Origin of the sequence: Streptomyces auratus (genome assembly GCF_050433025.1) — a bacterium.
GTDB lineage: Bacteria > Actinomycetota > Actinomycetes > Streptomycetales > Streptomycetaceae > Streptomyces > Streptomyces sioyaensis.
In genome coordinates, this window is record NZ_JBNGCB010000003.1 from 1,774,985 (window position 1) to 1,797,895 (window position 22,911).

The window sequence follows — 22,911 nt, forward strand, 5'->3', positions numbered from 1 at the left end:
CCAGGGGGTGGTGTCGGGGATGGGCGGCGTCAGCGGGTACGCCGGGGCTGTGGCGCCCTCGGCGGCACGGGGGCGGGCACTGGTTGCTTGGACCGATCGGCGAGAGCCGTGACGCGGCGGTCCAGGGCGAAGCCGACTTCAGCGGCGGGGCGTTGGGTAGTGGTCACGCGGGCCTGTCGGCGGGCGTTGAGCGGGACGCGGAGCGGATAGGGATCTCGGGGGAGCGGGGCTTGCTCGGCGAGCGCGCGGGTGAAGCCGGTGATCAGGTGCGCAGGTGTGTCGCCGCTGAGGTACGCGCGCCAGATCAGGCCCTCGGGGTCCTCACTGACTGCGGTCCTGGCGAACCAGCAGTCCGTGAAGCCGTGGGTGAAGTGCTCCACGTGGGCGAGGCCGTCGGGGGAGGTGAGGCCGTCGTGGTCGTGGCCTTCGAACCATCCGGCCTGACGCAGGGGCTCGTACGGATCGGGTGCGGGCGCCTGGGCGGCGGCCGGGTCGGTGAGGGTGTCGGTGAATCCGGCGATGATCTCGACGGGGGTGCGAGCGCCGAAGCTCACCGACCAGGCCCGCCGCTTGTCCACGGGCGCGTGCTGGAGGGTCCACCACGGACCGTCGGGGTCCGGTCCCAGACGCAGCACGGCCCTGCTGTCGGGACTGGTGAGCACGACGTGTGGCACCAGCGGGTTGGGTTGGGCACTCCAATTGCAGGATCGGTGCAACGGGGCGGTGACCCACGCGGGATCGCCCCCGCCGGCCAGGTAGCGCGGGGCGACCAGTGCCACATCGACGATATCGGGCCCGCTCACCGGTGGGCCCTGGTTGTGCGGCTGGCCGACACCAGCGGCGCGGGGGCTGGCACCGCAGGCGTGATGGTCAGTGGTGAGGGTGCCTGCTGCGCGGCCTGGTGGATTTCGAGGACGGTTTCCCCGGCCGAGGCCCACTCGTCGATGTAGTGCGCGGCTTCGGCGTTGCGCTGGGCCCGCTCGTCGTCGTAGAGCCAGGTTCCCGGTCGGGCGGACGGGTGCAGGCTGTCGCGGATGGCGAGCCATTCCTCCTGGAGGGCGGCAAGGTGGTCGAGCGCAGTGTGGAGGACCCCGAGCTGCCAGGCCCACCGGGGCTGGATGGCACGGGCTGGGAGGTGTTGCAGTTGCGTCTCGGCGGTGGCGACGAGGGCCTTGGCACCAGGACGGACCCGGTTGAATGCCCTCCAGATTTCGGCATCGCGGTGGTAGGCGCGCCGCACATATGCCCCCACGTCGTGGGGCACGTCGTCGAGGTTGGTGTGCTGCTCGGCGTAGGTGTCCCAGTCGGCTTGGATCTGGGCGCTTTCACGGATGAAGACGGCCAGCTGCTCCAGCCGCTGCTGGTGGATTTCATTGGGGGGTGAGGGCAAAGGGCATCCTTCGGGGGGAATTTCCCCACCACATGCGGTGATGGGGGCCGGCGGGATTGGTGGTCAGCGCCGCAGGGGTGAGACCGCGCTCGTGGGGGGCGCTGGAGCCAGGGCGGGGGCCGGTTGTTCCCGGCGGGCGGCGCGTGCCTGCGTGCGGAGCGCGTCGAGGCGGGTGGTGTGGGCATCGAGGACCTGCTGCCGGGTGAGCGGGCGGCTCGGCTTCGGCACGGCGCTGTGGTGCGCGGTGCGTTCGTACCTGCCGCGCTGGAGCGGGGCGGGGTCGGCGAGCGCGGTGACGAAGGCATCCACGAGGTGGGCGGGCGTGTGCTCGTCGAACGAGGCGTGCCAGATCCGGGCCCCCAAGATGCCGGGGGCCGGCTCCGTCGCCTCGATGTGCCAGTGCGGCATCCTGCTGTCGCCGAGGTCGGTCCGCCGTTCTACGTGGCACATGCCGTCAAGTGAGAAGGCGGAGTTCGGTGTGTCGATCACCCATCCTGCCCATCCCAACGTGCGGAAGAGATTGGGCTGTTCGGAGGGCAGAGGGGCTGTGAGCGCGTCGGTGAGGCCGACGAGGATCTCGGCGGGGACGAGTTCGCCGAATTCGGCGTACCACGACCTGGTGTAGGTGGGCTCGGCCCGCAGCCGCCACCAGGCGGAGGTGGCGGACTGCGGGTCGAAGTGCAGGTGGTACCGCTTGTCCGGGCTCGTCAGGACGATTTCGGGGCTGAGCGGGTCCGAGGTGCGGGTCCATCCGGCCGCGGCGAGACCGTGCGTGACGTGGCGGGCGTCACCGGGGCCGGCGAGGTAGCGGGGAGTGATGTCGAACGGGGTTCGCCAGGCGTGGGTGGAGGCGAACTCGGCGAGTTGCTGCTCGCTGAGTGGCACCGCTAGGGCCCCGCAGTGGTGGAAGGCGCGCTCCGCACAAGGGTGCGCAGGTCGTCGAGGGTGTAGTGGAGGGTGTGCTGGTCGGTCTGCTCCCACGCAGCGGTCCGCAGGTCGTCGACCAGCGCGTGCACGGCCGTGCGGTTCGGGATGCCCGGGTGAGCGAGTACGGCGCGGGCAAGGGCGCGCAGGGTGTCGCCGAGCTGCACGGGCAGGCCCGTGTATTCGTCGAGCAGGGGTTCCATCAGGGCGATGGCCTCGTCGAGGTTGGGGTTCTCGCGCAGGTACTCGGTGAACTGGGTGAGGGTTTCGGTGGCGCAGCGGACGTCGTCCGGAGTGGGTGTGGGCATGGGGCTCCTCGTTGATGTGGGGCGGTTCAGCGGGTGGCGCGGGCGCTTCCGGCCGCCGTGTGGGGCCGGGCGCTGCGGTTGCGGGGTTGGGCGGCGGCCCAGGAGTTGCGGGCCCAGGTGGCGGCGCGGGCGGCGGTGATGCGGGTCTGCTGCCAGGCGCTGAGCTGGGAGGGCAGGACGGAGACGGAGGTGGTGCGGACGCGGGTCGAGGGTGGAACGGTTCCGCGGGGCCGCATCACCGGCTGCGGGTCGGCCAGGGCTGCGGTGAGTGCCTGGACGAGGTGCATCGGGGTGGTGGGGGAGAGATGGGCTTCCCACGTTCTGCCGTGCTCGGTGCGTGCTCCTGCCCACCAGAACGCCTTGCCGGGAGCGGTCTGGTGGAACTGCACCCAGCTGCTGTCGTCCGGGCTGGTCGCCGTGGGGTGCCGGTGTTGTTCGGTCTTCCAGCTGTGCTGGTGCAGGGGGGCCCAGGGGTTGGGGGCGTGGGCGGAGCGGGGCTGGGTGAGGGCGTCAGTGAATCCGGCGACGATCTCCACTGGGGTCTGACGGCCCAAGGTCACGTGCCAGGCCGGTTGCCTACGCGTGGCCTCGGCGCGGATCATCCACCCGCCGGGCTGGATGAAAGGGTCGTACGCGACGCGGATGGTGCGGTCAGGGCTGTCGAAGACCAGCGGGCCGCCGCTCTTGGAGCGGTCCTTCCAGCCTGAGGCGCGCAGAAATTCGCTGACATGGCGCACGTCGCCGCCGCCGGCCAGGTACCGCGGTTCGACCAGGTAGTGCTGCTGGGCCTGTTCACCCAGGCGGCCGGCCGGCTGCTTGTGCTTCTTCACCGGTGCCGCCTGACGACCATGTCGGAGGCCACCGGCTTGGACACTGCGGGGTGTGCGGCGGTCGGCGGGTTGGCGAGGCGGCGGATGTCGTCGGCGTGCTCGTCGAGGTCGAGCGCGATGTCGTGGAGCGCGTTGGCCGCCCGGCCCAGGGCGAGGAAGACCTCGGGCGGGAGGGAGCCGGCCTGGGCGCGGTGCTGGGCGATCTGGGAGCCGGTGGCCATGAGTCCGGTCATCCGGCCCAGGACGCCTTCGTCGGCGTCGAGGACCTTTCCCAGGATCTTGGCGGCCTGGCGAGGCGGGGCCTGAGCGAGGTGCTCGGTCAGCTGGGCGAGTCCACGTGCGATGTCCTCGGCGAGGGGGACGGCGTAGGGGGTGGGGTCGGGCATGGTCCTCCCGGAGCGCAGGGGCAAGGGGTCAAGGGCGGTGTCCGAGGCGGCGGGATTCCCCCAGGGCGCCGTCGGACCGGCCAGTGGCGAGCGGGCTGCCGCAGTCCCGCACGACGCAGGCGTGCAGATATCGACGGAGCAGTGCGGTCGCGAGTCTGGGCTTGAGGTGGTGGGTGATCGGTGGGGGTGTGCGGGGTGTTACGGAACTCTCCGGTCGGTTGCGTGGTGCAGGCCCCCGGTGGCCCCAGTCGGTACTGGGGCCACCGTCCGCTACTACGTGGTGCGCCGGGACGGCTCAGAACGAGAGGAGAGGGCGGCCGGAGCCGGGCGCGTCGCAGCTGGTCGGGCTCGACGGGAGCGGATCTCCTGCACGGCCTGCTGGTAGGCAGCCTCGTCGAAGACGTCGGGGGTGCAGTTGACCTTGTATCCGGCCACGAGAAGTGCGGGGATCGCGCGGCTCGCCAGACGTTTTTGCTCGTCGGCATCGAGGTGCCCGGGTACCTCGTGCCAGATGTAGACGGGGCCGGCGGTACGGACTTCCCGGCGTTCCAGGTCGAGCAGGTCGAGCAGGTCGAGGAGCTGCTCGGGGGCGCCGCTAGGAGTGTCGGCGTGGATCGTGTCGGTCAGGGGCTTGCGGTAGATCTCGACGTCGGTGCCGCACTCGTCGGCCCTATTACCCATAAGGTCTCCAGTTCAGAGCGTGATTCATCGAGTCCTGGTCGTCGAGGCGCGGGCAGCAGGGGCAGGGGGGGCCACGGCGGGTGTGGCGGCGGGTGCGATCCGGCCCGAGGGGTGCTGCAGGGCGGTGTCGATGCCGAGAGCGTCGAGCTGCCGGCCGGTCTCACGCACAGCGCGCGCCTGGGTGAGGGTGTCGTCGCCGTTGAGGCGGTAGACACCCGCGCTGTCACGGACGAAGCCGTTGGCGGCCAGGACAGAGCCGGCCTGGTCACCGACGGGGGAGGCGGCGAGGCCGCCGTCGGGCTGCCAGGTCAGGACGACCCGGTCCGCCTGTGACGGCTGCACGTCTTGGGCAGCGTTGTGCCGGGCCTGCGTGAGCGCGATGTCGTATCGGGCCAGCAGGTCACCGGCGACCTGCTCGGCCTCCAGGAAGGGGTCGTCGGTCAGGGCAATGCCGTTCGGCTCGCTGACACCGCGGTATGCCTCGTCGGGCAGGTCGCGGGGGGCGACGGCGGCGATGAGGAAACCGTCGCGCTCGTCGTGACGGTGGAGGACGGCGAGCCTGGCACCGTCCGACCGGGCCAGGACGGCTGCCTGCTGGAGTGGGTGATGGGCGAGGGCCTCGGCGACGAGGTCCAGGTCCCAGATCCGGTCGACCAGTTCGGCGAGGTCGTCCTTGTGCTCGGGCGGGAGATAGGCGCTGGTCCAGCTGTCAGGGAGTTCGCTGGCGAGGACGTCAGCGAACGAGGCGAGACGCTCGGAGTTTTCGTGGTCGTGCATGGTGTCCTTGGGCGGTTGGGTCAGCGGCGCATCGCGGCGGCCACGGGCGGGGGAGGCGGAGCCGGAACCGTGCGCGGCGGGGGCGGGCAGGCGCACACGGCGGAGCGCTCTCGCTCGTTGGCGGGGACCTGCTCGGTGCAGATGCTGCGGCCGGGATGCGGGACGTGGCGGTCGGCGAGGTCGTTGCGTGTGTGGGAGAGGTCGCTCCTGATGACGCCCAGGCGCTCGTCGGCGAGGTAGCGCAGGCGTCGGGCGATGTGCGGGTCGGCCGCGTCGCCGAGGCCCTCGTGGAACTCGGCGAGGGTGACGAGCACGTCGTCGAGAGCGGCGAGGACGCCGTCGTGGGGGGCGGTCAGCTCGGTGAGGGTGTCGGCCACCTCGTCGGTGGTGGTGGCTTCGCGGATGGACTCGGCAATGTGGGCGACCGAAGTCCCGAGCGGCAGGTGGTGCGTCGGGCGGTCGTCGGTGTCGAAGTCCTTGTCGCAGTCGACGTGGTAGCTGGTGGATCGAAGCCGGGCGACCGCTTTGGTGGCGAGGCGGGCCTCGTCGTGCTCCGCGAGGTTGGTGGGGACGCGGTGGTATGTCTCGTGGGCTCGTACGACGGGGACGAACCCGGTGCGCTGGAGGAGGCTGTGGGCCTCTGGGTCGCCGCCGCGGGCGAGGACTTCATCGGAGTACGGATCGCGTCGGATACTCAGGAAGCGGTCGGCGTGGGCCAAAGAAGCGTTTCTCCTAACGTGGTTGGCGTGTGACTGCCTTGACTGTGGGCGGGACCGGAACGGCTGTGCGCGGCTGGGGCGGGGCGTTCAGGCTGGTGGCGGTGGCTTGGAGGTCCCGCTGGATGCCGTAGAGGCGGTGGGCGATTAGCTCCAGGCGATGCGCAGTGTCGGCGCTGGCGGCACCGGCCTGGTCGGCGAAGCGGTGTGCGGTGTGCTCGACGAGGCCGCGCACAGCGACCAGCGGGCCGTCCTGTTCGTTGGCGAGCTGGGCGAGAACCCTGGCGAACTGCGTTGACGCGGTCGGCGCTTCCTGGCTGCTGCCGCGCTGTCGGGAGGCGGTTCGTGGGGGAGTGAGGCGCAGGTCCTCTTCGATGGCGCGGGCCTCGTCGGAGAGCCGCCGTAGGAGGTCGGCTGGCTGACCCTGCCAAGTGCCGTCGAGGCGGATGAGGTTGGCGATCAGGTCCAGGCGTCCGGGTTTGCCCTGGACAGCGATCCAGTGGCAGTCGTTCGTGTCCCCTGGTGTTTCGATGCCGGCGGCGCGAGCGAGACGGTGGGCGGCCTCCGCCCACTCTGCACGGGACAGCTCCCGGTCGTCGGGGTGGAGTCGCGCATCGAGGTGGAAGATTGCCCGCCGGTCGCCTTGGGGGCTGACGGCGAACGGATGCTCCAGGAGTGGGTCTTCGAGGTGCTCGGCCCACTGTTTGGCTGTCCACGTGGCCTGTTCGTCGTCCAGGATGTAGGAGTCCAGCCCCGGCCAGTAGGCGACGACGGCATGCTCGGTCAGACCGCCCACGAAGGGCACCGCGTATCCCAGCGCCTCGCTGAGCGGGTCGTGAGGGGTGTGGGTGCGTTCGTTGATGCGGGGGATCATGTTGCTGTTCCTCCCGCGGGGCTGGGGTAGGGCATGTCACGGACGGCGGCGATCAGGGAGCGCTCGCGCACCAGGTCGGCGTGCACTGCGATGTCACCCGGCGGGAGAAGGTCCAGGGCCCGGTCGATGGCAGTCAGCCCCTCGTCGTATCGGCCCAGCCGACGCAGGGCGCCGGCTACCCGGAAGAGCAGGATCGGGTCTCTGTCGGTGTCGAAGCCCGGTCGGGAGCTGAGAGCCAGGAGGCGCGCGGCGCCTTGCTCCAAGCCTTGGCCCAGCCACAGACCGTGCAGCAGAACGTGCAGCGTCTTGGTGTGCTCCCCTGCCTCCGCGAGTACCTCGTCCATCAACGCCAGGCCCTCGGGACGGGACTGGCCCAGCAGCGCGAAGGCGTACAAGGCGCGGCTGTAGCAGTCCAGCGACCGGAGCGTGGTGCTCGGGAGCTGTTCGATGAATGCTTGGAGGGTGGGGCAGCGGAAATCGAACCGCAGGGCGCTCATGTACAGATGCCGGAAGGTGCGGCTGGTGACCGGATCGGGGCCGGCGGCGGTGACCTGCTCCGGGCTCAGCAGACCAAGAACGCTGTGCCCAGCGGAGCGTGCCGCCCATGCGGCATTCGCGCATACCTCAGCCGACTCGCGCCAGTCGGCGTCTAGTTCGCGCAGGTCTTCAGCCAGGCGGACGGGCCAGGACGGGTCGGCCGGATCAGCGGCGGCCCGGGCTTCCGCGTCGAGGAGGGCGTGGGCCCGGCCGGGGCGGCGTACGGGGAGGGTCACCGGCCGCTCCGGGCATCGGCGATGTGCACCAGCTGGCCAAGGGCGGTGGTGGTGTACCAGCCGCAGTCAACCAACGCGTCGTGGTCGGCGTACTTCGGCAGGAGGTGGTCTTCCATGGCGCGCAGGTGGATCAGGCACTCCGGGCAGCGGTGCGAGAGATGCACCAGGTAGCGGGGGTGGCCTGTGATGTACGTCTGCGCGCCTCCGGTGGCGTCGCGCAGCCGCCACCCGTCCTCGTCGGTGGGTGTGTGCCACGAGGGGGCGACGACGTGCACCGCATCCCCCCACAGATCCCCGCCCGCCACCCCTTTGAGGATGACGACCTGGTCTCCGGGCTCGAAGTGGGCGTGGGTGATGTCCCGGGCGGGCGTGAGCGGGTCAGGCGTCGGCGCGAACGCTGGTGTGGGCGGGGGTGCCGAGGGCGATGTCATACGAGTCCTTCCACGCGGATGGGGGTGGCGGCGGAAGGATCAATGGTCCGGAGGATCGCCGGTTTGGCTAACCGGCGATCGTCGTCTATGTTGCACCCCGTTAGCGGAACGGGTTCTCTGTCCCGCGCGCCGATTCGCCGGCTGCGTCGAGGAGTTCGAGCAGGTCAGAGCCGTTGGCGTCCCTCTGGTCGATCCACCATCCGGCCTGCGTGATCGCTCGTGCTTTCTCCTCCGCTTCCGCCCAGTCCGCCTCGTCCCAGGTGCCCTCGATGACGAGGGCGGTGTGCGCGGCCGTCATCAGCTGGTGGCGGGACCGCTCGCCCCATTCCAGGGCGCGCTCGGGGCCTTCAAGCGGCGGCATGTCGAACCGCTGTGCCCACTCCGTCGCGGCCTGCTGTTCTTCGGCCCGCTTGGCGGCAAGCCACTGTGCCCTGTCGGCGCTGTCACTGTGGCGGCCAGCCTGCCAGCAGTCCGTGCAGTCTCGCGCGGCGAGCCAGCGGGCGAAGCCGGCGCGTTTGTCGGCGGGACGGTTCGACAGGTCGTGCGGCAGATCGTGTCCACAGGTGTGCTGGACGTTCCAGGTCGTACGGACGGCCATAGGTGAAACTCCTTGAAGACGTGCAATAAACGGGAAGTTGGGGTGCCTGCTCAGGCGTGTCCGCGTCGGTGCGTCGACCGGGGCGGAACGGTGCCCTAGCGGTGGCGTGCGGTTGCTGTGGTGCGCGGCGGCGATGTGGGCGGTGTGGTGTCCAGGGCGAGTCGCGGGCGGATCCGCGGTGCGGGGGTGCGGTGGGGCGGCAGGACGGCGATGGTCGCGCCGAGGTCTTCGGCTGCCTCGTGGACTTCGCGGGTGAGGAATTCGACCTGTCGGCCGAGCGCGGCGAGCCGGGCAGCGACCTGGCGGCCCTGCACGCTCTCAAGGGCGAAGGCGAACTGGCCTGCGGTTTCCAAGAGTTCCTGGAGGCGGATCAGCGGGCCCGCGTCGTAGCCGTGCTGGGTGGTGGTGAGCAGAGCTTCGGAGACGTCCGCTGCAGTGCGGGCCTCGACGACGTCCCGGCGCAGTTCCTGCAAGGACACCTCGGGCACGGGCTCCGGGCGGTTGAAGCGCGAGGCGTCCGGCCGCAGCACCCCAGGGGGAACGGGGCGCGGTAGCGCCTGCCCGGCCGCGTACTCGTTGTCGTAGTGACCGATCACCTGATACTCCGGCGCATCCGGGTCCCCGGCCAGAGCAATCGTGGTGGACGTGTCGTCCTCGACCAGATCGGCGAGCGTGATCCGTCGACCGTCGGCGGCGTACCACGACTCCATCAGCTCCAGCTCACCACGCCTCTGTGCAGCCTGGGCCCTTTCGATCCACATCTGCCGTTCCTCGTCGGCCAGTTCGGGCGCGGGCTGGTGATGCTGGTCGGTGAGGTCGGCGGCGATGGAGCCGTGGTCGGCCCAGGCAGCGAGATGCGGCCACACGCCTGCGTGCTGCTCGCGCTCAGCGTCCGAGCCAGGAGTGGCGGGCTCATCGAGCACTCGGACGATCTCGGCGTGGGACGTGGCGAGGCTGTCGAGGACGCTTCGCCACGCGGCGGTGTGTCGGGCGGGAGGCAGCTCGTCGAGAGCGCGGTGGGCGGCGGTCAGCAGTTCGTCGGCGCGCGGGGCGAGATCCATGGCGTACGCGTCGATGGCTGCGTGGTTTCGGCGTGCGCGAGCTGCCGTGGCGGTGTGATGGTGGACGGTCCGCCCGTGGCGGTCGCGGGTGGTGTCGAGCACGGTCTCCACCTCGCGGTCGATGACGGCCATTCGCAGCCGGAAGTCACGGGCACGGGCGCGAAGTTCGGCGGTCGAAGGAGTGGGGGGTGTGGGGATCGATTGCTCCTGGTGGTCGGTGTCAGCGGGACCGGCCTGTACTCGTCACCGCCGCTGGCGGGACGGGAACGGCGGTCGGGGTTGCCGGCCGTGTAACGGTGGTCTGGCGCGTGGGGGCAGCCTGAGCGAGGTGGAGAGTGATCTCGGCGGCCACGTCAGGCGACGGTCCTTCGTTTGCGCCGATGGCCCAGGGCGCCCCGCCGTAGGTGATGCGCATCGGCTGGCGCGGGGTCGTCATCGTGACCGGCTGGGGGCATAGGCGGGGGATTGGGCGGTGGGTGCGTAGCCGGGCTCCGGCAGGGCCGACCGCGCGGGCGGCAGTGAGGCCGTCGGTGTCATGCCGTACTGCGGTGACTGGCCAGCGGCAGCCTGTGCGATCCGGCTGCGCCGCTCCGATAGGCCGTTGGACTGGGTGGGGCGGGGCGGCCTGGCTGAGGCAGCCGGATCGAGGGCGACATCGGTTTGCACGGCGTAGCCGTGGCGGCGCAGGTCGTGGGCGGCCTGCCGGGTGCGGCGCGGGCCGTCGCGCTCGGGCTCGGTGAGTCGGAAGAGGCCCGGTTGGTCGGGGACGGGCACGAACTGTTCCCGGTCGAGGAACCAATGGGCCAGGTGCGCGGGCATGGAGGAGGAGAAGGTGGCGACAAAGCCGTGGTCGGGGTGAGTGCCGAAGGCGAAGTGGGGGGATGGGGCCAAGGTGCGGAGCTTTCTGTCGTGGCTGGGCGCGGGCACCGACGGGCGGGCTGTCTCAGCGGCGCGGTGCGGGGGCGCCGGGCGGGAGGGCGCGAGGTGTAGCCGTGGCGGCGGGGCCGTTTCGCACACGCGGTGTGCAGGTGTGCGCCTGGCGGAGGAATGCCTCGCCGTGGGTGAGCCAGGTCTCGATGGGCGTCCAGGTTCGTGTGACGCGCTCGCCGCGGGTGAACCGAATGCCGGCGGCCAGCTCTTCGTGTAGGGCCTCGGCGTCGGCCAGGGCGCCCGCCAGGCGTACGAGGGCGGTGGAGTCCTCGGGCCACGGGGTGCTGGTGGGACGGCACCGGTCCAGTAGCGGTGGCGCGTGGTCGAGCACGGTGAGGAAGTCGCGCCAGGAGTTGTCCAGGAATTCCTCTGTCGAGCTTTCGAGCGCACCGAACTTGAGCGGGGTGGCGTCGCTGTACCGGCCGGAGGCGATCATGGTCGTCCAGGTGCTGTGTTCGCTGCGGAGGCGGGCGAGCGCCGCGGCGACCGCGTCAGTGCTGCGGGCATGGACGGCGCGGTCGTAGGCCGGAAGGTAGCGGTCGGTGATCGCCCGTGCCGCGAGACCGGGGGACGGAGGCAGGACGATGCTGCGCGGGGCATGCGGGTCAGCGAAGCCCTCTTCGAGGGGGCTGGGCGCGAAGGCCCCGATCAGATAGTCGCGTTGGTACCCAGGACGCTCGGCGAGCAGAAGGGTGGTGCCGGTGGTGGCGTTGGTGAGGGTGGCCGCGTACGGGAGGCGGGTGGCGCGCACGGCGCGACCGAGTTCGCCGCTGTCCCACAGCCATGGCACGAGGTCCTCCTGCCACAGGGGATGGGAGTAGACCTCGACCTGCGCCTTCCAAACGCCGGGCAGCAGAAGGGCGATGCGGTCAGCCATGTCGCCGATGAACTGCCGGCTGCTGAGGCAGACAGTGGTGTGGTGCCGCTCGGCGCACCGGATCAGATTGGCCAGCGTGGTACGGGAAGTGGTGGGCTCGTTGGCCGGCAGGTGGTAGACGCCGGCTTCCTCGCGCTGGAATCCGCACTCTTGCAGAGCGGTGTGTGCCCAGGGGTACTTCTCGCCGGAGGCGAGGGCGACGATGCCGTTGTGCCGGCTGTCGGTGAGGATGATCTGGGCGTCAGCCATGGGCGAGTGCCTCCCCGGAGCGGAGAGCGGCGCTCAGGCTGCGGCCGTAGTTCCAGGCGTGCTCGCGGGATGCGGCTTCCAGCTGGTCGTATGTGGCCTGCTTGGTCATCTGGCCTGGGTGCTTGCGGTAGCGGTAGACCGGGATGGGCAGCAGGATTCCGGGGGCGAGGTTGGTGACGCCGAGGGCCATGTAGTCCTCGCCCTGGACGAGACCACCCATGGGAGCCGCGCGTACGAGGTCGGTGCGTGCCAGGATCGTGGTGGGGCCGATCGGGATGGTGTCTGAAGGGTGCTTCCAGTACGTCCATACGTCGCCCGCTTCGTGTCGGCCCGGTGGCGCAGGGCAAGTCCACAGTGAGGTCGAGCCGTCCGGGTGGAGGTCCTGGCTGTATCCGGCGCACCAGCCCACCCCTGTCTCTTTGAGGATGTGCAGGCGCGTGGCCATGGCGTGGTCTTCGAATTCGTCGTCGTCATCGGCCCAGTTGCAGAACTCTGTACGGACGGTGTTGAGCGCGAGGTTGCGGGCGCAGGCAGCGCCGACGCGCTGGGGGGTGACCACGGTGCGGACACGGGGGTCTGCGGCCAGAGGGGCCGGCAGGCGGGTGGGGTCGGCTCCGTCGATGGCGATCACCGCTTCCCACGGCACGGTCTGCCGGGTGAGGCTGGCGTGCATGGCGGTCAGGTAGTCGAGACGGTCGTCGTGCAGGCGGGTCGCGATGACGATCGTGATGCGGGGTGTGGGCAGGTCGGTCTCCGGAGAGGGGCGGGAGGAGTCAGCGGCGTGCGGTAGTTCGGGGCTTGCCCGACGCGGTGGCGGGAGCGGTCGTCGGCGGCGTGGGTGGGACTTGGTTGGTGGCCGGTATCGCGTGGCGGAGGTTCACGCCGATGCCCTGCGTCGCGAGCTGGTGGGCTACTGCCTGAATTCGAAGTGCACGACCCTCCACGCCGTACGCGGTGGGCAGGAGGAAAGCGGCTCGGTGCGGGTGGTACTGGAAGCCGTGCGCGTACAGGTGCATCCGTGCCTCCTCGGGCACGGACGCATAAGGGGTGCCCAGCACTCCGTCCTCGTACCAGACCAGAGTGACGACCTGGTCGGCCTCGGGCGGGACGTGAAGCAGTGGCGGCTCGGGCGGTGCCAGGGCTTTGCGGCGTACAGCGGTCAGGGCGCACCTGTAGTGGGGCAGGAGGCGTCGCGTGACTGCGACGGCGGCACGCAGCGGGTCGCTGGCGACCTTGATGCCGTTGGGCTCCATCACACGGTCGAAGTGGTGCGGCTTGAGGTCATCATCGGGCCGGAGGGACGCGACGAGGAACTGGTCGCGGTGCAGGGGCCGGTCGATGACGCAGAGCCGTTGACCGGCGGGGCCGTCGAGCTGCGCGTGGCGGCGGAGGACGAACTCGGACAACGCCCAGCTGACGAGGCCGTTGTCCCAGACCTCTTCCCCAAGGGGGAACTGGTCGCGGTAGACGACGTGCTGGCGATATTCACTGGTCCAGGTGCCGGGCAGGCGAGCGGCGAGGGCGGCGGCGAAGGAGGACAGGTCTGCGCGGTGGTGGGGCATGGGCTCCATGGGGCCGAGCGGATTCGGTTCGGGTCAGCGGTGACGTGCACTCGGCTTGGGCGACGGAGGCGCTGGGCTCTCCCGTTGGGAAGGTGTCGGGAAGAAGCGGTGGATGTCGAGGTGATTGCCAAGTTCCTTGGCCGCGTCGCGGAGCGATTCCGACGTGCGCCGCAAGTAGGCGCGCGCCGTGGCATGGCCGATGACCATGCGGTTTTCCAGGTGCTGCTTGTCGGCCGGGCGGGAGGCCCGGCGCAGGGAGAGGGCGGTCTCCGCCGCCTCTGCGAAGTGCGGTGCGGCGAAGCACGACATGGTGGCCGCCGTCGAGAGGCGGGCGAGTACGGCACTGCCGTCTCGGTTCGTGCTGTGGGCGGTCTGGGCGAATTCGGCGGTGAGTTGGACGACGTCGTGGGCGAGGGACTGCGCGTCGTCGGCGTGCTGGATCAGCTCGGCGTAGGACGGCGCGGCCGGCACATGGCCGGTGGCGTCCAGCAGCTGCCACTGCTCAGCGGCGTCGAGGAGTTTGACCTCCATGTTGTCGAGCGCCGCGATAAGGCGGAGGGTGTCATCGCGAGGTATCAGTTCGCGCTGGACATTGGGATTCATGAGCCTCTTGCTTTTGTCTGTAGGGCCGTGGGTTCGTTCGTGGCCTCTGGGATGAGCTGAAGCGGACGGCCAGCTCCTTGGGGGTGGCTGGTCTGGGGCATGAGTTTTGAAGTTCCTTCATCCACAGTGAAGTTCGGTCGGTAGCATCGACGTGATGGCACCCTCGGTGAAGGGAGTGGTCGATGAGCCTGGCCGTGGTCCGCAACCTCTCGTCCGCGCGTGCGCTGCGGACGCAGCGTGACGTCGAGGATTTCGAGCAGGAGATCGTCGACCAGTACGCCATCGCCATGGCGGCCGCGAATCTCTCGGACGGCCACATCGGCGGCGCACGGGCTGTGATCTTCGAGTTCACTCGGTCCCTCAACAGCCCTATCTGGACGGCCTCGTGCGACGATGGGGACCGCTTCCTCGCTCAGCAGCGCCTCGCGGGTCATGCCCACAGCACCCGCGCGGGCAAAGCTGGAATCCTGGCCTGCTTCTACGACTTCGTGATCAGGCGGTACCAGGGCGATGTCCACGCCTTGACGGGCTGCGTCGTCGAGCAGCCGATCGACGAGTACAACCGTCCGCGGAGCCCCCTCTACGCCGACGTTCGAGTACCGCCCTCCGAAGCGGAGATGGATGTGCTCTTCGGACAGTGGCGCTCGTCGATCTCCGAGGCTCGCAAGTACCTGCCAGCAGCCCGGGATTACTTCGTGGCGTCCCTGTGGCGTCGGCTCGGCCTGAGGATCAACGAGTCGGTCATGCTCGACATCCGGGACTGGCGCCCGGACCTGGGTGCCTTCGGGAAACTGCACGTGCGACACGGCAAGGGCAGCCGGGGCCGTGGCCCCAAGCCTCGCCTGATTCCCGCGATCAACGGCGCGGACCGCCTGATCGACTGGTGGCTCGGCGACGTACGGCATCAGTTCGGCAGCGACTGGTCCAACCCGGACGCCCCCCTGTTGCCCAGCGAGCGGCGTGACCCAGACTTCGGCGGCTGCCTGCGCGTCACCACAGATCCGCTGCGCAAGAGCCTGGCCGCGGCGACAAACACGTGGCTGCCCGGCTGGGACGGCCGACTGACCCCGCATGTGCTCCGGCACTACTGCGCCTCGTCGCTCTACGCCGAGGGCATGGACCTCAAGGCACTGCAGGAGCTGCTCGGTCACGAATGGCTCTCGACCACGACCCGCTACATCCATGTCCGCAGCGAGCACATCGAACGGGCTTGGACCGAGGCCAACCAGCGGCTGGAAACCCGTTTCGAGGAGACGTGACAACGTGCGGTGGAACCTGCGCATGAAGGCCGCTGAGCGCGGCATCTGGAAGTCGACCGAGATGCGGCGCCTGCTCGCCGAGGCCGGCGTGGAGATCAGCGCGGGCAAGATGTCCCAGCTATGGACCGGCACGCCCAACATCGTCCGCCTGGACGAACTGGACGTGATCTGCGCGATCCTGGACTGCGAGCCGTCGGAGCTGCTGATCCGCGAGCCGGACAAAGTGGCCGAGCGCCGGCCGGACCGGCCGCAGATCGCCTCCGCCTCCTCCTCCACACCACCGGTCGTCGCGCCGCGCTTCGGCAACAAGCGATCCCAGCCGCCGCTATGAGCGTCAGCCCTCCACCACCCAAGTGCGTTTCCTGCAAGGTCAATCGGGCGGCGTGGACGAACCCGCGCGTCGACTTCTGCTACGCATGCCTGCCCGGCGGACCGTTCACCCCGCCACCGTGCCGGATCTGCGGAGCGAGCGAGTCCTACTTCAGCCAAGGCCGGTGCGAGCGCTGCCACCCCGGAGCACCGCTGTACATGGGCGCCTGCCACAGCTGTCTGGCCTGGGGTGTCTACCGCCGCCACAGCTGGATGTGTTGGACCTGCCGCTGGTGGCGCGGTCATTACCCGGTTGGCACCTGTGCCTTCTGCGCACGCGAGACCTACGTCAACGGCTCGGGAGCCTGCCGTCTGTGCTGGGAAAATGCCCGCCGCGTCCAAGAGCCTGACCGTGCGATCAACCTGCCCGAGGCCAACCGTCACGGGCAGCAGTTGTTCTTGGCCAACCTGCAGTACGACACCACCGGCGCCCACCGACGACGCATAGCCCGCGAGCGGCACCGCCGTCGCCTGCAGCCGCCGTCCGAACCACTGCCCATAGCCAGTCACCGCCAGCTGCTGCTGTTCCGCATGCCACCGGGCCAGGGAGCGATCAAGAAGCGGGCCCTGACTCAGGATTCGCCGCTGCTGCGGCACTGCAACCAGGCCCTGCGCGATCACGCCCGGCAGCACGGCTGGAGCAAGCGACTGGTCAACGGGGTCGCCCACACCATCAAACTCCTCGATGCCCTCCAGGACACCCCGAGCACCAAGATCCGCAGCAGCGACGTCCTGGCCGCCATCCGCTACGGGGCCACCGTGATCTCGACTCTGGAAGTCTTGGACGCTGTCGGCCTCCTCGAGGACGACCGCACCCTGGCCGTCGAGCGCTACTTCGCCCAGCGCACCACAGACCTGCCCGCCGCAATGACCGGCCAGCTCCAGCTGTGGTTCGACACCATGCTCCGCGGCAGCAGCACCGCCCCCAGGCGCCGAGCTCGGCACGTGGAGACCATCCACATGCACATCGCCGGCATGTCGCCGATCTGGCGCACCTGGGCCCAGCAGGGCCACGCATCGTTCGCCGAGATCACTGCCCAGGACGTGACGCGTGCACTGCCCACCAGCGGCACGAACCGGATCTTCGCCGAGCAGGGCTTGCGCTCGCTGTTCACCGTCCTCAAGGCGCACCGCCGGGTGTTCACCAACCCGCTGCGCGGGATGCGAGCCACCCGCCCGAACACCACCGTCCCGCTGCCACTCGACACCCAGAAGATCCGAGACGCACTCAACTCGCCGGACCCCGCATGCGCTCTCGCAGTCGCCCTGGTGGCCTTCCACGCACTCAATGGCCGACAACTTCAGGAGCTGGCGCTGACCGACATTGTCGACGGCCGACTCCGGCTCGGACCTCGCGTCATTCCGCTCGCAGCCCCGGTCAAGACTCGGTTGACGGCCTACCTCGACCACCGCGCACGCCGATGGCCTCAGACGATCAACCCGCACCTGTTCGTCAACCATAAGACCCAGGCCCGAACCAAGCCGGTCAGCAAGCAGTTCCCCTGGCGCATGCTGAACATCACCGCGCAATCCCTGCGCGACGACCGAATCCTGCAGGAGATCTACGCCACCGGGGGCGACGTACGCCGCCTCTGCGACTTCTTCGGAATAGGCATCGAAGCCGCACTGCGATACCGGAGCGTCCTGGACGACCCCGAACTGAGGGCTACAACCGAGCGAGACTCGGGAACCCACGACCCCACGTAGACTCATCGCTGCAGCTCCCTGGCTCGCATCGGTATTGGGAATCCTTCAGTTGGAGTGAACCCACTGGGTTTTCAATGCATGCGGGCGTCGGTGTCGAAGAGTGCCAGCTCGTGGCTGTGCAGGAGGTGCTGCACGATGAAGCTCCTGCCTGCGACTTTCCACAGGCCCCTGCCGCGGTTGAGGTGCGCGATGGCTTCCATCTCGACGGAGGTCAGGCCGAGCAGGGAGGCCGCGGCGTGGAGCTGGTCGGTCTCCTGGCGGTAGATGATGCGGGTGGAGCAGTCGGCGAGGAGGCCCTCGGCCAGCGCCCGGCCTTGTGATCCGGCGTCGCCTGCGGTGAGCAGATCGCTGAGCCGGTGGATCACCATCAAGTTCGCGATGCCGAGGCCGCGGGAGAGCTTCCACTGGGCCTGCATACGTTGCAGCAGCCCGACATGGCCCATCAGGCGCCATGCCTCGTCGTAGACGATCCACCGTCGGCCGCCGCGCGGGTCGGTGAGGGCGGACTCCATCCAGGCGGAGGCGCAGGTCATGGCGAGCACGAGGGCGGTGTCGTCACCGCCTCCGCCAAGCCGGGACAGGTCGATTGTGAGCATCGGCGTGCTGGGGTCGAATTGCACGGTGGAGGGTGCGTCGAACATGCCGGCCAGGTCGCCGTGGACCAATCTCCGCATGGCGTGGGCGAGGTCGGATGCTGCCTCGCCGAGCCGTCCGGACATCATCCCGGCGGCTTCGTCGAGCTGGGTGGGGTCGTTGAGGGCGGCGGCGACGTCGCCGAGAAGCGGGGCCCGTCCGGCGGCTTGGGCGCGGGTGACCACGGCATTGAGGGCGACGTCGAGGGCGGTGTGCTCCATGGGCAGCAGGTCCCGGCCGAGGACGGTCCGGGCCAGGGAGCCGAGCAGCAGGAGGCGCCTCTTGCGGACCTCGCCGACCCAGTCGGCCTCGGGGATGCTCTCCGGGCGGGGCGCGGCATCCAGAGGGTTGAGGCGGCCGGGCAATCCGGGGCCGAGCGCGACGGACGTACCGCCCAGTGCCTGCGCTACCGGCGTCCACTCACCTTTGGGATCGCAGGGGACATAGACCCGATAGCCGAAGGCGACCGACCGGAGGGCGAAGCTCTTGGCCAGTGCGCTCTTGCCCTGGCCGATCACCCCTGCCAACAAGACGTTGGGATTGGTGAACCCGTCGACCTTGCCGTAGAGGGCGAACGGGTCGAATACGAAGGAGGCTTCGGCATGGACGTCGCGCCCGATGTAGATGCCTTCCGCGCCGAGTCCCCCTTCGGCGAGGAAGGGGTACGCGCCGGCGGCAATGGCGGTGGTCATGCGGTGGGATGCCAGTTTCAGACGGTTGCCGCGGGCAGAGGCGGGACCGGGGCGCCCACTGAGCGGGTACAGGGGCGCGGGTGTTGCGGGTCCGACGGGTGCGGCGCCTGCCGTGTGGACGGCGGCCTCGGTGCGGGCCTTCGCGGTTGCCTCGGCGAGGCGGCGGCGGGCGGCTTTCCGGGAGGCGCGGTCCGTGCCATGCGGGGTGAACAGGGGGCTGGCGCTGGCGCGGCGGGCGCGGCGCGCGGGTCGGTGGTTTATGGCAGGGCGGCTTTCACGTGATGACGGTCTGGACGCGGTGCGGGGTCAGACGCGCGGGGAGGCGCGGAAAATCAGCGGCTTCCGGTAGCCCTTGCCATCGCCCGCCCAGTCCAGCTCGATGTAGCCGTCGGCGAGGTAACGGCTGGAGCCCGCCTTGTGCTTGAGGGTCCCGGTCTCGTACGAGCCGTTGCCGTTGCTGCTGCTGTGTGCGAGCGCGTGTCCCAGGCCGGTGTAGTTGGCGTACTTCACCACCGGGTCCGTGCCCTTCACGCTTCGCTTGGTCTGCAGGTGGAAGCGTGCCTTGTTGAACCGGTTCTTCGGGGCCGAGTAGGGGCCGTCCCAGTTGACCTTGGCCGTGGTGTAGATGTAGCCGCCGCTCCGCCTAGCGCACAGCTTCACGTCGAAGTCCCAGTTGTCGGAGTCGGGGTTGAACGACGGGTCGTCGACGGTGTAGCTGCTGGTGGTGCAGTGGTAGCTGGCGGCGGAGGCCGGTGTGGCGGTGGCCAGGGCGGTGGTGCCGGCGAGCGCGGCGAGGATGGCCGCGGTCGAGGTGGAACGCTTAAGGGCGCGCATTTGGTGCCTTTCGGTGAGGGTTTACTGGCTGCTGGGGGCGGTGTGGCCGTGCAGCGGGGTGTTGAGGTCGCTCGGGGTGGTTTTGCGGCGGACGACGTGGCCTGCGGCGAGGTGGCGCTGGCAGATGGTGAGGACGTGCGGGCCCTTGGGCAGCTGCTCGGGGTGGCATTCGGTTTCTGCCGAGGTTTCGTCCGCCACGGGCAGGAGGTGGAAGGCGTCGTGCACGGCGGCGGCGGCTTGCCAGAGCCGTGTGTGGGCGGTGGCGAGGTGTCGGCCGGCGGCGGGGTGTGGCGGTCGGGCGGCTTCGGCGAGCTGGTCGAGCACCTGGTGGAGCGCGGTCAGGTGGGCGTGCAGAACGTCGAGGTGCATGCGGTCCGCGGACGAGGGGGCGTGCTGGGCGCGGGAGGCGAGGCTGCGCGTGTGGTGGCGGATCCCGGCGCTGGCGGCGCGGAGGTAGGGGTGCGCGTCGTCGGTATGCGTAGGCGAGTTCAAAGGTGCGGGGTCCTTGCTGCCGCCGTATCGGTGGAGAGGGCGGCGGGGTCAGAGGGTGGTGCGAGCCAGCGGCAGTGCGGTGACGGCGAAGGCGTCGGGCTGCTGGTAGTTGAGGCGTCGCAGGTCGACGCCGGCGGTGACGGCGGCGGTCTCGATCTGCGCGCAGGCGGCGTCGAGGAGGTCGTCGGTGTCGGCGGTGACGGTGACCAGCCCGGTCAGGGCGACATCGGCGTGTCCGGCGATGAGCTGCCGCTCGCGCTGCTTGACGTCGGCGTATTCGACGCTGTCCTCTTCGCTGTCGACCTGGCCGCGGCGGGCGCGTTCGCTGGCGTCGGCCATGATGGCCGACTTGCGGCGCTGGACGTCGCGCAGCGCCGACTCGATTCCCTGGGGCACATACACCAGGGACAGGCTGCGGCGGACCCCGGCGGTGAACATCAGGCCGTGGAGGAATCCGGCGCCGACTTGGACGCGCGGCCAGTTTTCCACCCAGTAGGTGGCGTGGCGGGCGGAATCGGTGGCCAGTCGGTCCCAGTCTTCGACTTGGACGACGGGTCCGGCGGCGGCGGGGTCGGCTTCCGCGCGGCCGGTCTCGGACCACTGCTGCAGGGCTGACAGGGCTTTGGGGTCGTAGGCGGTGCGGATGACGGCTGCGATCTCCCGTGCGCTGAGCCAGCCGGTGACCGTTAGTCCGGAGTTCCGGGCGGCCTGGGCGACGCTGGCAGTGGTCTGCTGCATCACGGTGAAGGCGCCGGGCAGCCCGCCGCCGGCCTGCGATATCAGGCGCTTGGCGGCCTTGAGGTCAAGGGAGATCGCGAGGTACGTCTCGTGCGGTGCTGCCGCGGGCCCGGCGGCGGCGACCAGTTCGGAGTAGACCTGTCCGGCGACCTCGGTGTCGGGCCGGCCGTGCTGGGTCCAGTGCCGGGCGAGGGTGTCGCCGCTGTCGGGGACGGTGCGCTCCAGTACCTGCACGGTGGCGACGTGTCCGGTGCGGGCGATGCCCGCCAGCGCTCGGCCCCACCCGGCCACGTTGTGGTTCTGCGTAGCGGGGTCGAGCAGGGCGAATGCGCGGCTGCTGACTCGGGCGATGGCGGTGAGGGTCTGCTGGTGCGGGTCGTGGATGGCGGCGGAGCCGGTGGCGGAGTCGCCGGGGGTGACGACTTTGAGGGAGGCGGAGGTGCCTGGCAGGTGGAGGATGCCGTCCTGCCGGGGTCGGGTGATGGGCCGGGCGAGCCAGAGGGTCTGCCCGGTGCGGCGGCGGTTTGCGTAGCGGGCCACGATGGGGGCCCAGTCGATCAATGAGCGGCCGTGTCGGCGGATCGTGACCAGGGCGGCGACGGACGCCCACAGCGGTGCGAGGGCGATGGCGCCGAGCAGCCCGGTCGTCACGACCGTCACCAGAAGTAGGGCCAATGCACATGAGGCCAAGGCGAGTTGGGGAAGGGTGAGGCCGAGGAGAATGCCGCGGCGGGACCGGTGCGGAAACTTCACCGAGACCGGGGCGACGGAGAGATCAGACAAGGAGCAGTGGTCCTGGGCGCGGGGCTGGGGGCGGGAGACGGAGACCTCCCGCCCCCAGGGATCGGACAGGGGTTAGGGGCCGGTCGGCGGCGGTGGGGAGGCGCTGACGGGCTGTGAGCCGGAGGGCGGTGCCCCCTGTGGCGGCGGGGTCGTGGTGGGCGGCGTGGGCTGCCATCCGCCGGTCTGGCCGGCTGCGGCGCCCTGTCCGCCTGCTGCTGAACTGCCGCCTACGTGACCGCTGGTGTCATCGGCGGCATTGGTCGGCGGCGGCTGGACGGCTTTCTCCAGACCTGACTTGGCGGCGTCACCGCCGGGCGAGACCCCCGAGTCTCCGCCGGAGGACGTGGCGGCGATGTCGCCGGGGAATTCTCCGGAGCCTGCGTCGGGGCCTTGGGGCGCTGCGCCGGCTCCGGCGGCTGCGCCGCCGGTTCCGGCAGTGGCGGCCATGGAAGCGCCCTTGCGTCCGGCGCGCTCGGCGTGCTGCCGGGCCATCTGCGCACCGGCACCACCGGCGCGGTGGATCGACTCCCCGTCTGTGCCCTCGGCCGCCCAGTGCACGAATTTGAACACCGCGTAGGGGCAGAGCAGGACCAAGACCATGATCACGATGCCGGACAGGACATCGGCGAGCGCACCGAGCCCACCCTTGGGAGAGGTGTTGCCCATCGCGGCGACCCCTAGCACGAAGATGATCGTCATCAGCAGCTTGGAGACCACGAGGGTGGCGGTGGCTTCGATCCAGCCCTTACGCCAGCGGCGGGCGGCTTCCCAGCCGCCACCGGCGCCGGCGAACACGGCAAGGGTGACCATGACGAGGATGCCGACCTTGCGGACCATCATCACGCACCAGTACAGGACGGCGCCGAGGGCGACTCCGAGGCTGGCCACGGTGGCGACCATCCAGCCCAAGTTGGAGAGCGCGCCGATCGCCGCGACCTTCACGGTGCGTCGCACGGCGGTTTCGATGGACTGGTTGGAGGCTTTGAAGAGTCCGTCGGACAGGGCGTCGACCACTTCGATGGCGATGGTGGTGGCGGCGACGGCGCCGAAGGTGAACAGGACGCCCGACATCGTGCCGGTGAATGCCTGGGCGAGGGCTTGTCCGTCGCGTCGGACGGCGGCACGTATGAGCTGCGCGCAGAAGGTGGCGACCAGGATGGTCAGGCCGATGGGCAGCAGCATCTCGTAGTTGTCGCGGAACCATCCGGCGCTTAGATCGACATTGGTGGTGGAGTTGACGGCCTTCGTGGCGAGGTCGGCTGCTGCGGCGGCGAGTTCGCCGGCGCTCTTGGCGATCCAGTTGCCGATCGCTTTGCCGGGGTTGGAGGCGAAGTCGATCGCGCCGCCGGCTGCGTCGGTGGCCGAGCAGACCTTGTCCGCCAGGGGCAAGTCACAAAAGCCCATGGGAGCGTGTCCCTCCTTTCGGGATCAGGC

27 protein-coding genes are annotated in these 22,911 nt (G+C 70.1%); 3 read left to right on the forward strand and 24 right to left on the reverse strand.

Annotation, left to right across the window (positions count from 1 at the left end; genetic code table 11):
• Positions 1 to 29 precede the first annotated feature (29 nt).
• The 19 genes from BKA18_RS27420 to BKA18_RS27510 all read right to left on the reverse strand — a co-directional run bounded on the left by BKA18_RS27420 (position 30) and on the right by BKA18_RS27510 (position 13,970).
• Complete coding sequence (locus BKA18_RS27420; protein ID WP_366046911.1) at positions 30 to 803, reverse strand: SPDY domain-containing protein; 774 nt, start codon at positions 801 to 803, stop codon at positions 30 to 32.
• A complete protein-coding gene (locus BKA18_RS27425; RefSeq protein ID WP_366046912.1) occupies positions 800 to 1,390 on the reverse strand; it encodes a hypothetical protein in 591 nt (196 codons plus the stop codon). The genes BKA18_RS27420 and BKA18_RS27425 overlap by 4 nt, the downstream gene beginning before the upstream one ends.
• 63 nt (positions 1,391 to 1,453) lie before the next feature.
• Entirely contained in the window at positions 1,454 to 2,275 is an 822-nt protein-coding gene (locus BKA18_RS27430; protein ID WP_366046913.1) for an SPDY domain-containing protein, read from the reverse strand.
• Between the two features lie 2 nt (positions 2,276 to 2,277).
• Positions 2,278 to 2,622: a hypothetical protein gene (locus BKA18_RS27435; protein WP_366046914.1), complete on the reverse strand. Its 345-nt coding sequence runs from the start codon at positions 2,620 to 2,622 to the stop codon at positions 2,278 to 2,280.
• Between the two features lie 26 nt (positions 2,623 to 2,648).
• Entirely contained in the window at positions 2,649 to 3,452 is an 804-nt protein-coding gene (locus BKA18_RS27440) for an SPDY domain-containing protein (protein WP_366046915.1), read from the reverse strand.
• On the reverse strand, positions 3,449 to 3,838 hold the full coding sequence (locus BKA18_RS27445; protein WP_366046916.1) for a hypothetical protein: 390 nt from the start codon (positions 3,836 to 3,838) through the stop codon (positions 3,449 to 3,451). Before BKA18_RS27445 ends, BKA18_RS27440 begins: the two co-directional genes overlap by 4 nt.
• Before the next feature lie 273 nt (positions 3,839 to 4,111).
• Positions 4,112 to 4,519 (reverse strand): hypothetical protein, encoded by a 408-nt coding sequence (locus tag BKA18_RS27450; protein WP_366046917.1) that lies wholly within the window; start codon positions 4,517 to 4,519, stop codon positions 4,112 to 4,114.
• A 24-nt stretch (positions 4,520 to 4,543) separates the two neighbouring features.
• Positions 4,544 to 5,296: a hypothetical protein gene (locus BKA18_RS27455; RefSeq protein WP_429638688.1), complete on the reverse strand. Its 753-nt coding sequence runs from the start codon at positions 5,294 to 5,296 to the stop codon at positions 4,544 to 4,546.
• A gap of 20 nt (positions 5,297 to 5,316) precedes the next feature.
• Positions 5,317 to 6,015, reverse strand: coding sequence for a hypothetical protein (locus BKA18_RS27460; RefSeq protein WP_429638689.1), 699 nt, complete (start codon positions 6,013 to 6,015; stop codon positions 5,317 to 5,319).
• Between the two features lie 13 nt (positions 6,016 to 6,028).
• Positions 6,029 to 6,886: a relaxase/mobilization nuclease gene (locus BKA18_RS27465; protein ID WP_366048826.1), complete on the reverse strand. Its 858-nt coding sequence runs from the start codon at positions 6,884 to 6,886 to the stop codon at positions 6,029 to 6,031.
• A complete protein-coding gene (locus BKA18_RS27470; RefSeq protein WP_366048827.1) occupies positions 6,883 to 7,659 on the reverse strand; it encodes a tetratricopeptide repeat protein in 777 nt (258 codons plus the stop codon). The genes BKA18_RS27465 and BKA18_RS27470 overlap by 4 nt, the downstream gene beginning before the upstream one ends.
• A complete protein-coding gene (locus tag BKA18_RS27475) occupies positions 7,656 to 8,090 on the reverse strand; it encodes a hypothetical protein (protein WP_366048828.1) in 435 nt (144 codons plus the stop codon). The genes BKA18_RS27470 and BKA18_RS27475 overlap by 4 nt, the downstream gene beginning before the upstream one ends.
• A 100-nt stretch (positions 8,091 to 8,190) precedes the next feature.
• Positions 8,191 to 8,688: a hypothetical protein gene (locus tag BKA18_RS27480; RefSeq protein ID WP_366048829.1), complete on the reverse strand. Its 498-nt coding sequence runs from the start codon at positions 8,686 to 8,688 to the stop codon at positions 8,191 to 8,193.
• 95 nt (positions 8,689 to 8,783) lie between these two features.
• Complete coding sequence (locus BKA18_RS27485; protein ID WP_366048830.1) at positions 8,784 to 9,881, reverse strand: hypothetical protein; 1,098 nt, start codon at positions 9,879 to 9,881, stop codon at positions 8,784 to 8,786.
• A gap of 300 nt (positions 9,882 to 10,181) precedes the next feature.
• Entirely contained in the window at positions 10,182 to 10,640 is a 459-nt protein-coding gene (locus BKA18_RS27490) for a hypothetical protein (protein ID WP_366048831.1), read from the reverse strand.
• A gap of 52 nt (positions 10,641 to 10,692) precedes the next feature.
• Positions 10,693 to 11,805: a hypothetical protein gene (locus tag BKA18_RS27495; RefSeq protein WP_366048832.1), complete on the reverse strand. Its 1,113-nt coding sequence runs from the start codon at positions 11,803 to 11,805 to the stop codon at positions 10,693 to 10,695.
• Positions 11,798 to 12,529, reverse strand: a complete 732-nt coding sequence (locus BKA18_RS27500; RefSeq protein WP_366048835.1) for a glycosyltransferase family 2 protein — start codon at positions 12,527 to 12,529, stop codon at positions 11,798 to 11,800. The genes BKA18_RS27495 and BKA18_RS27500 overlap by 8 nt, the downstream gene beginning before the upstream one ends.
• Positions 12,530 to 12,578: 49 nt before the next feature.
• Complete coding sequence (locus BKA18_RS27505) at positions 12,579 to 13,376, reverse strand: hypothetical protein (RefSeq protein ID WP_366048833.1); 798 nt, start codon at positions 13,374 to 13,376, stop codon at positions 12,579 to 12,581.
• A 24-nt stretch (positions 13,377 to 13,400) separates the two neighbouring features.
• A complete protein-coding gene (locus tag BKA18_RS27510) occupies positions 13,401 to 13,970 on the reverse strand; it encodes a hypothetical protein (protein ID WP_366048834.1) in 570 nt (189 codons plus the stop codon).
• Positions 13,971 to 14,152: 182 nt separating this feature from the next.
• Here BKA18_RS27510 and BKA18_RS27515 point away from each other — a divergent pair, with 182 nt between their 5' ends.
• The 3 genes from BKA18_RS27515 (at position 14,153) to BKA18_RS27525 (ending at position 17,305) form a co-directional block, all read left to right on the forward strand.
• Positions 14,153 to 15,229: a tyrosine-type recombinase/integrase gene (locus BKA18_RS27515; RefSeq protein WP_366048841.1), complete on the forward strand. Its 1,077-nt coding sequence runs from the start codon at positions 14,153 to 14,155 to the stop codon at positions 15,227 to 15,229.
• A gap of 22 nt (positions 15,230 to 15,251) precedes the next feature.
• On the forward strand, positions 15,252 to 15,560 hold the full coding sequence (locus BKA18_RS27520) for a helix-turn-helix domain-containing protein (RefSeq protein WP_429638302.1): 309 nt from the start codon (positions 15,252 to 15,254) through the stop codon (positions 15,558 to 15,560).
• Positions 15,561 to 15,757: 197 nt separating this feature from the next.
• A complete protein-coding gene (locus tag BKA18_RS27525; protein ID WP_366048844.1) occupies positions 15,758 to 17,305 on the forward strand; it encodes a hypothetical protein in 1,548 nt (515 codons plus the stop codon).
• A 71-nt stretch (positions 17,306 to 17,376) separates the two neighbouring features.
• On the opposite strand, the gene BKA18_RS27530 is transcribed toward BKA18_RS27525, so the two are convergent.
• The 5 genes from BKA18_RS27530 to BKA18_RS27550 form a co-directional block, all read right to left on the reverse strand.
• Positions 17,377 to 18,891, reverse strand: coding sequence for an ATP-binding protein (locus tag BKA18_RS27530; RefSeq protein WP_366046639.1), 1,515 nt, complete (start codon positions 18,889 to 18,891; stop codon positions 17,377 to 17,379).
• Between the two features lie 45 nt (positions 18,892 to 18,936).
• Positions 18,937 to 19,464: a hypothetical protein gene (locus BKA18_RS27535; protein WP_366046462.1), complete on the reverse strand. Its 528-nt coding sequence runs from the start codon at positions 19,462 to 19,464 to the stop codon at positions 18,937 to 18,939.
• Positions 19,465 to 19,485: 21 nt separating this feature from the next.
• On the reverse strand, positions 19,486 to 19,956 hold the full coding sequence (locus BKA18_RS27540) for a DUF6238 family protein (RefSeq protein ID WP_366046463.1): 471 nt from the start codon (positions 19,954 to 19,956) through the stop codon (positions 19,486 to 19,488).
• A 48-nt stretch (positions 19,957 to 20,004) separates the two neighbouring features.
• A complete protein-coding gene (locus BKA18_RS27545) occupies positions 20,005 to 21,477 on the reverse strand; it encodes an SCO6880 family protein (protein WP_366046464.1) in 1,473 nt (490 codons plus the stop codon).
• A gap of 72 nt (positions 21,478 to 21,549) precedes the next feature.
• Positions 21,550 to 22,881 (reverse strand): SCO6881 family protein, encoded by a 1,332-nt coding sequence (locus tag BKA18_RS27550; protein WP_366046465.1) that lies wholly within the window; start codon positions 22,879 to 22,881, stop codon positions 21,550 to 21,552.
• Positions 22,882 to 22,911 lie beyond the last annotated feature (30 nt).

Coding starts and splice junctions, on each gene's coding strand:
- BKA18_RS27435 (WP_366046914.1), bottom strand. CDS start 2,622: ATGCCCACACCCACTCCGGACGACGTCCGCTGCGCCACCGAAACCCTC.
- BKA18_RS27445 (WP_366046916.1), bottom strand. CDS start 3,838: ATGCCCGACCCCACCCCCTACGCCGTCCCCCTCGCCGAGGACATCGCA.
- BKA18_RS27450 (WP_366046917.1), bottom strand. CDS start 4,519: ATGGGTAATAGGGCCGACGAGTGCGGCACCGACGTCGAGATCTACCGC.
- BKA18_RS27455 (WP_429638688.1), bottom strand. CDS start 5,296: ATGCACGACCACGAAAACTCCGAGCGTCTCGCCTCGTTCGCTGACGTC.
- BKA18_RS27465 (WP_366048826.1), bottom strand. CDS start 6,886: ATGATCCCCCGCATCAACGAACGCACCCACACCCCTCACGACCCGCTC.
- BKA18_RS27475 (WP_366048828.1), bottom strand. CDS start 8,090: ATGACATCGCCCTCGGCACCCCCGCCCACACCAGCGTTCGCGCCGACG.
- BKA18_RS27480 (WP_366048829.1), bottom strand. CDS start 8,688: ATGGCCGTCCGTACGACCTGGAACGTCCAGCACACCTGTGGACACGAT.
- BKA18_RS27485 (WP_366048830.1), bottom strand. CDS start 9,881: ATGGCCGTCATCGACCGCGAGGTGGAGACCGTGCTCGACACCACCCGC.
- BKA18_RS27495 (WP_366048832.1), bottom strand. CDS start 11,805: ATGGCTGACGCCCAGATCATCCTCACCGACAGCCGGCACAACGGCATC.
- BKA18_RS27505 (WP_366048833.1), bottom strand. CDS start 13,376: ATGGAGCCCATGCCCCACCACCGCGCAGACCTGTCCTCCTTCGCCGCC.
- BKA18_RS27510 (WP_366048834.1), bottom strand. CDS start 13,970: ATGAATCCCAATGTCCAGCGCGAACTGATACCTCGCGATGACACCCTC.
- BKA18_RS27515 (WP_366048841.1), top strand. CDS start 14,153: ATGAGCCTGGCCGTGGTCCGCAACCTCTCGTCCGCGCGTGCGCTGCGG.
- BKA18_RS27520 (WP_429638302.1), top strand. CDS start 15,252: ATGAAGGCCGCTGAGCGCGGCATCTGGAAGTCGACCGAGATGCGGCGC.
- BKA18_RS27525 (WP_366048844.1), top strand. CDS start 15,758: ATGGGCGCCTGCCACAGCTGTCTGGCCTGGGGTGTCTACCGCCGCCAC.
- BKA18_RS27535 (WP_366046462.1), bottom strand. CDS start 19,464: ATGCGCGCCCTTAAGCGTTCCACCTCGACCGCGGCCATCCTCGCCGCG.
- BKA18_RS27550 (WP_366046465.1), bottom strand. CDS start 22,881: ATGGGCTTTTGTGACTTGCCCCTGGCGGACAAGGTCTGCTCGGCCACC.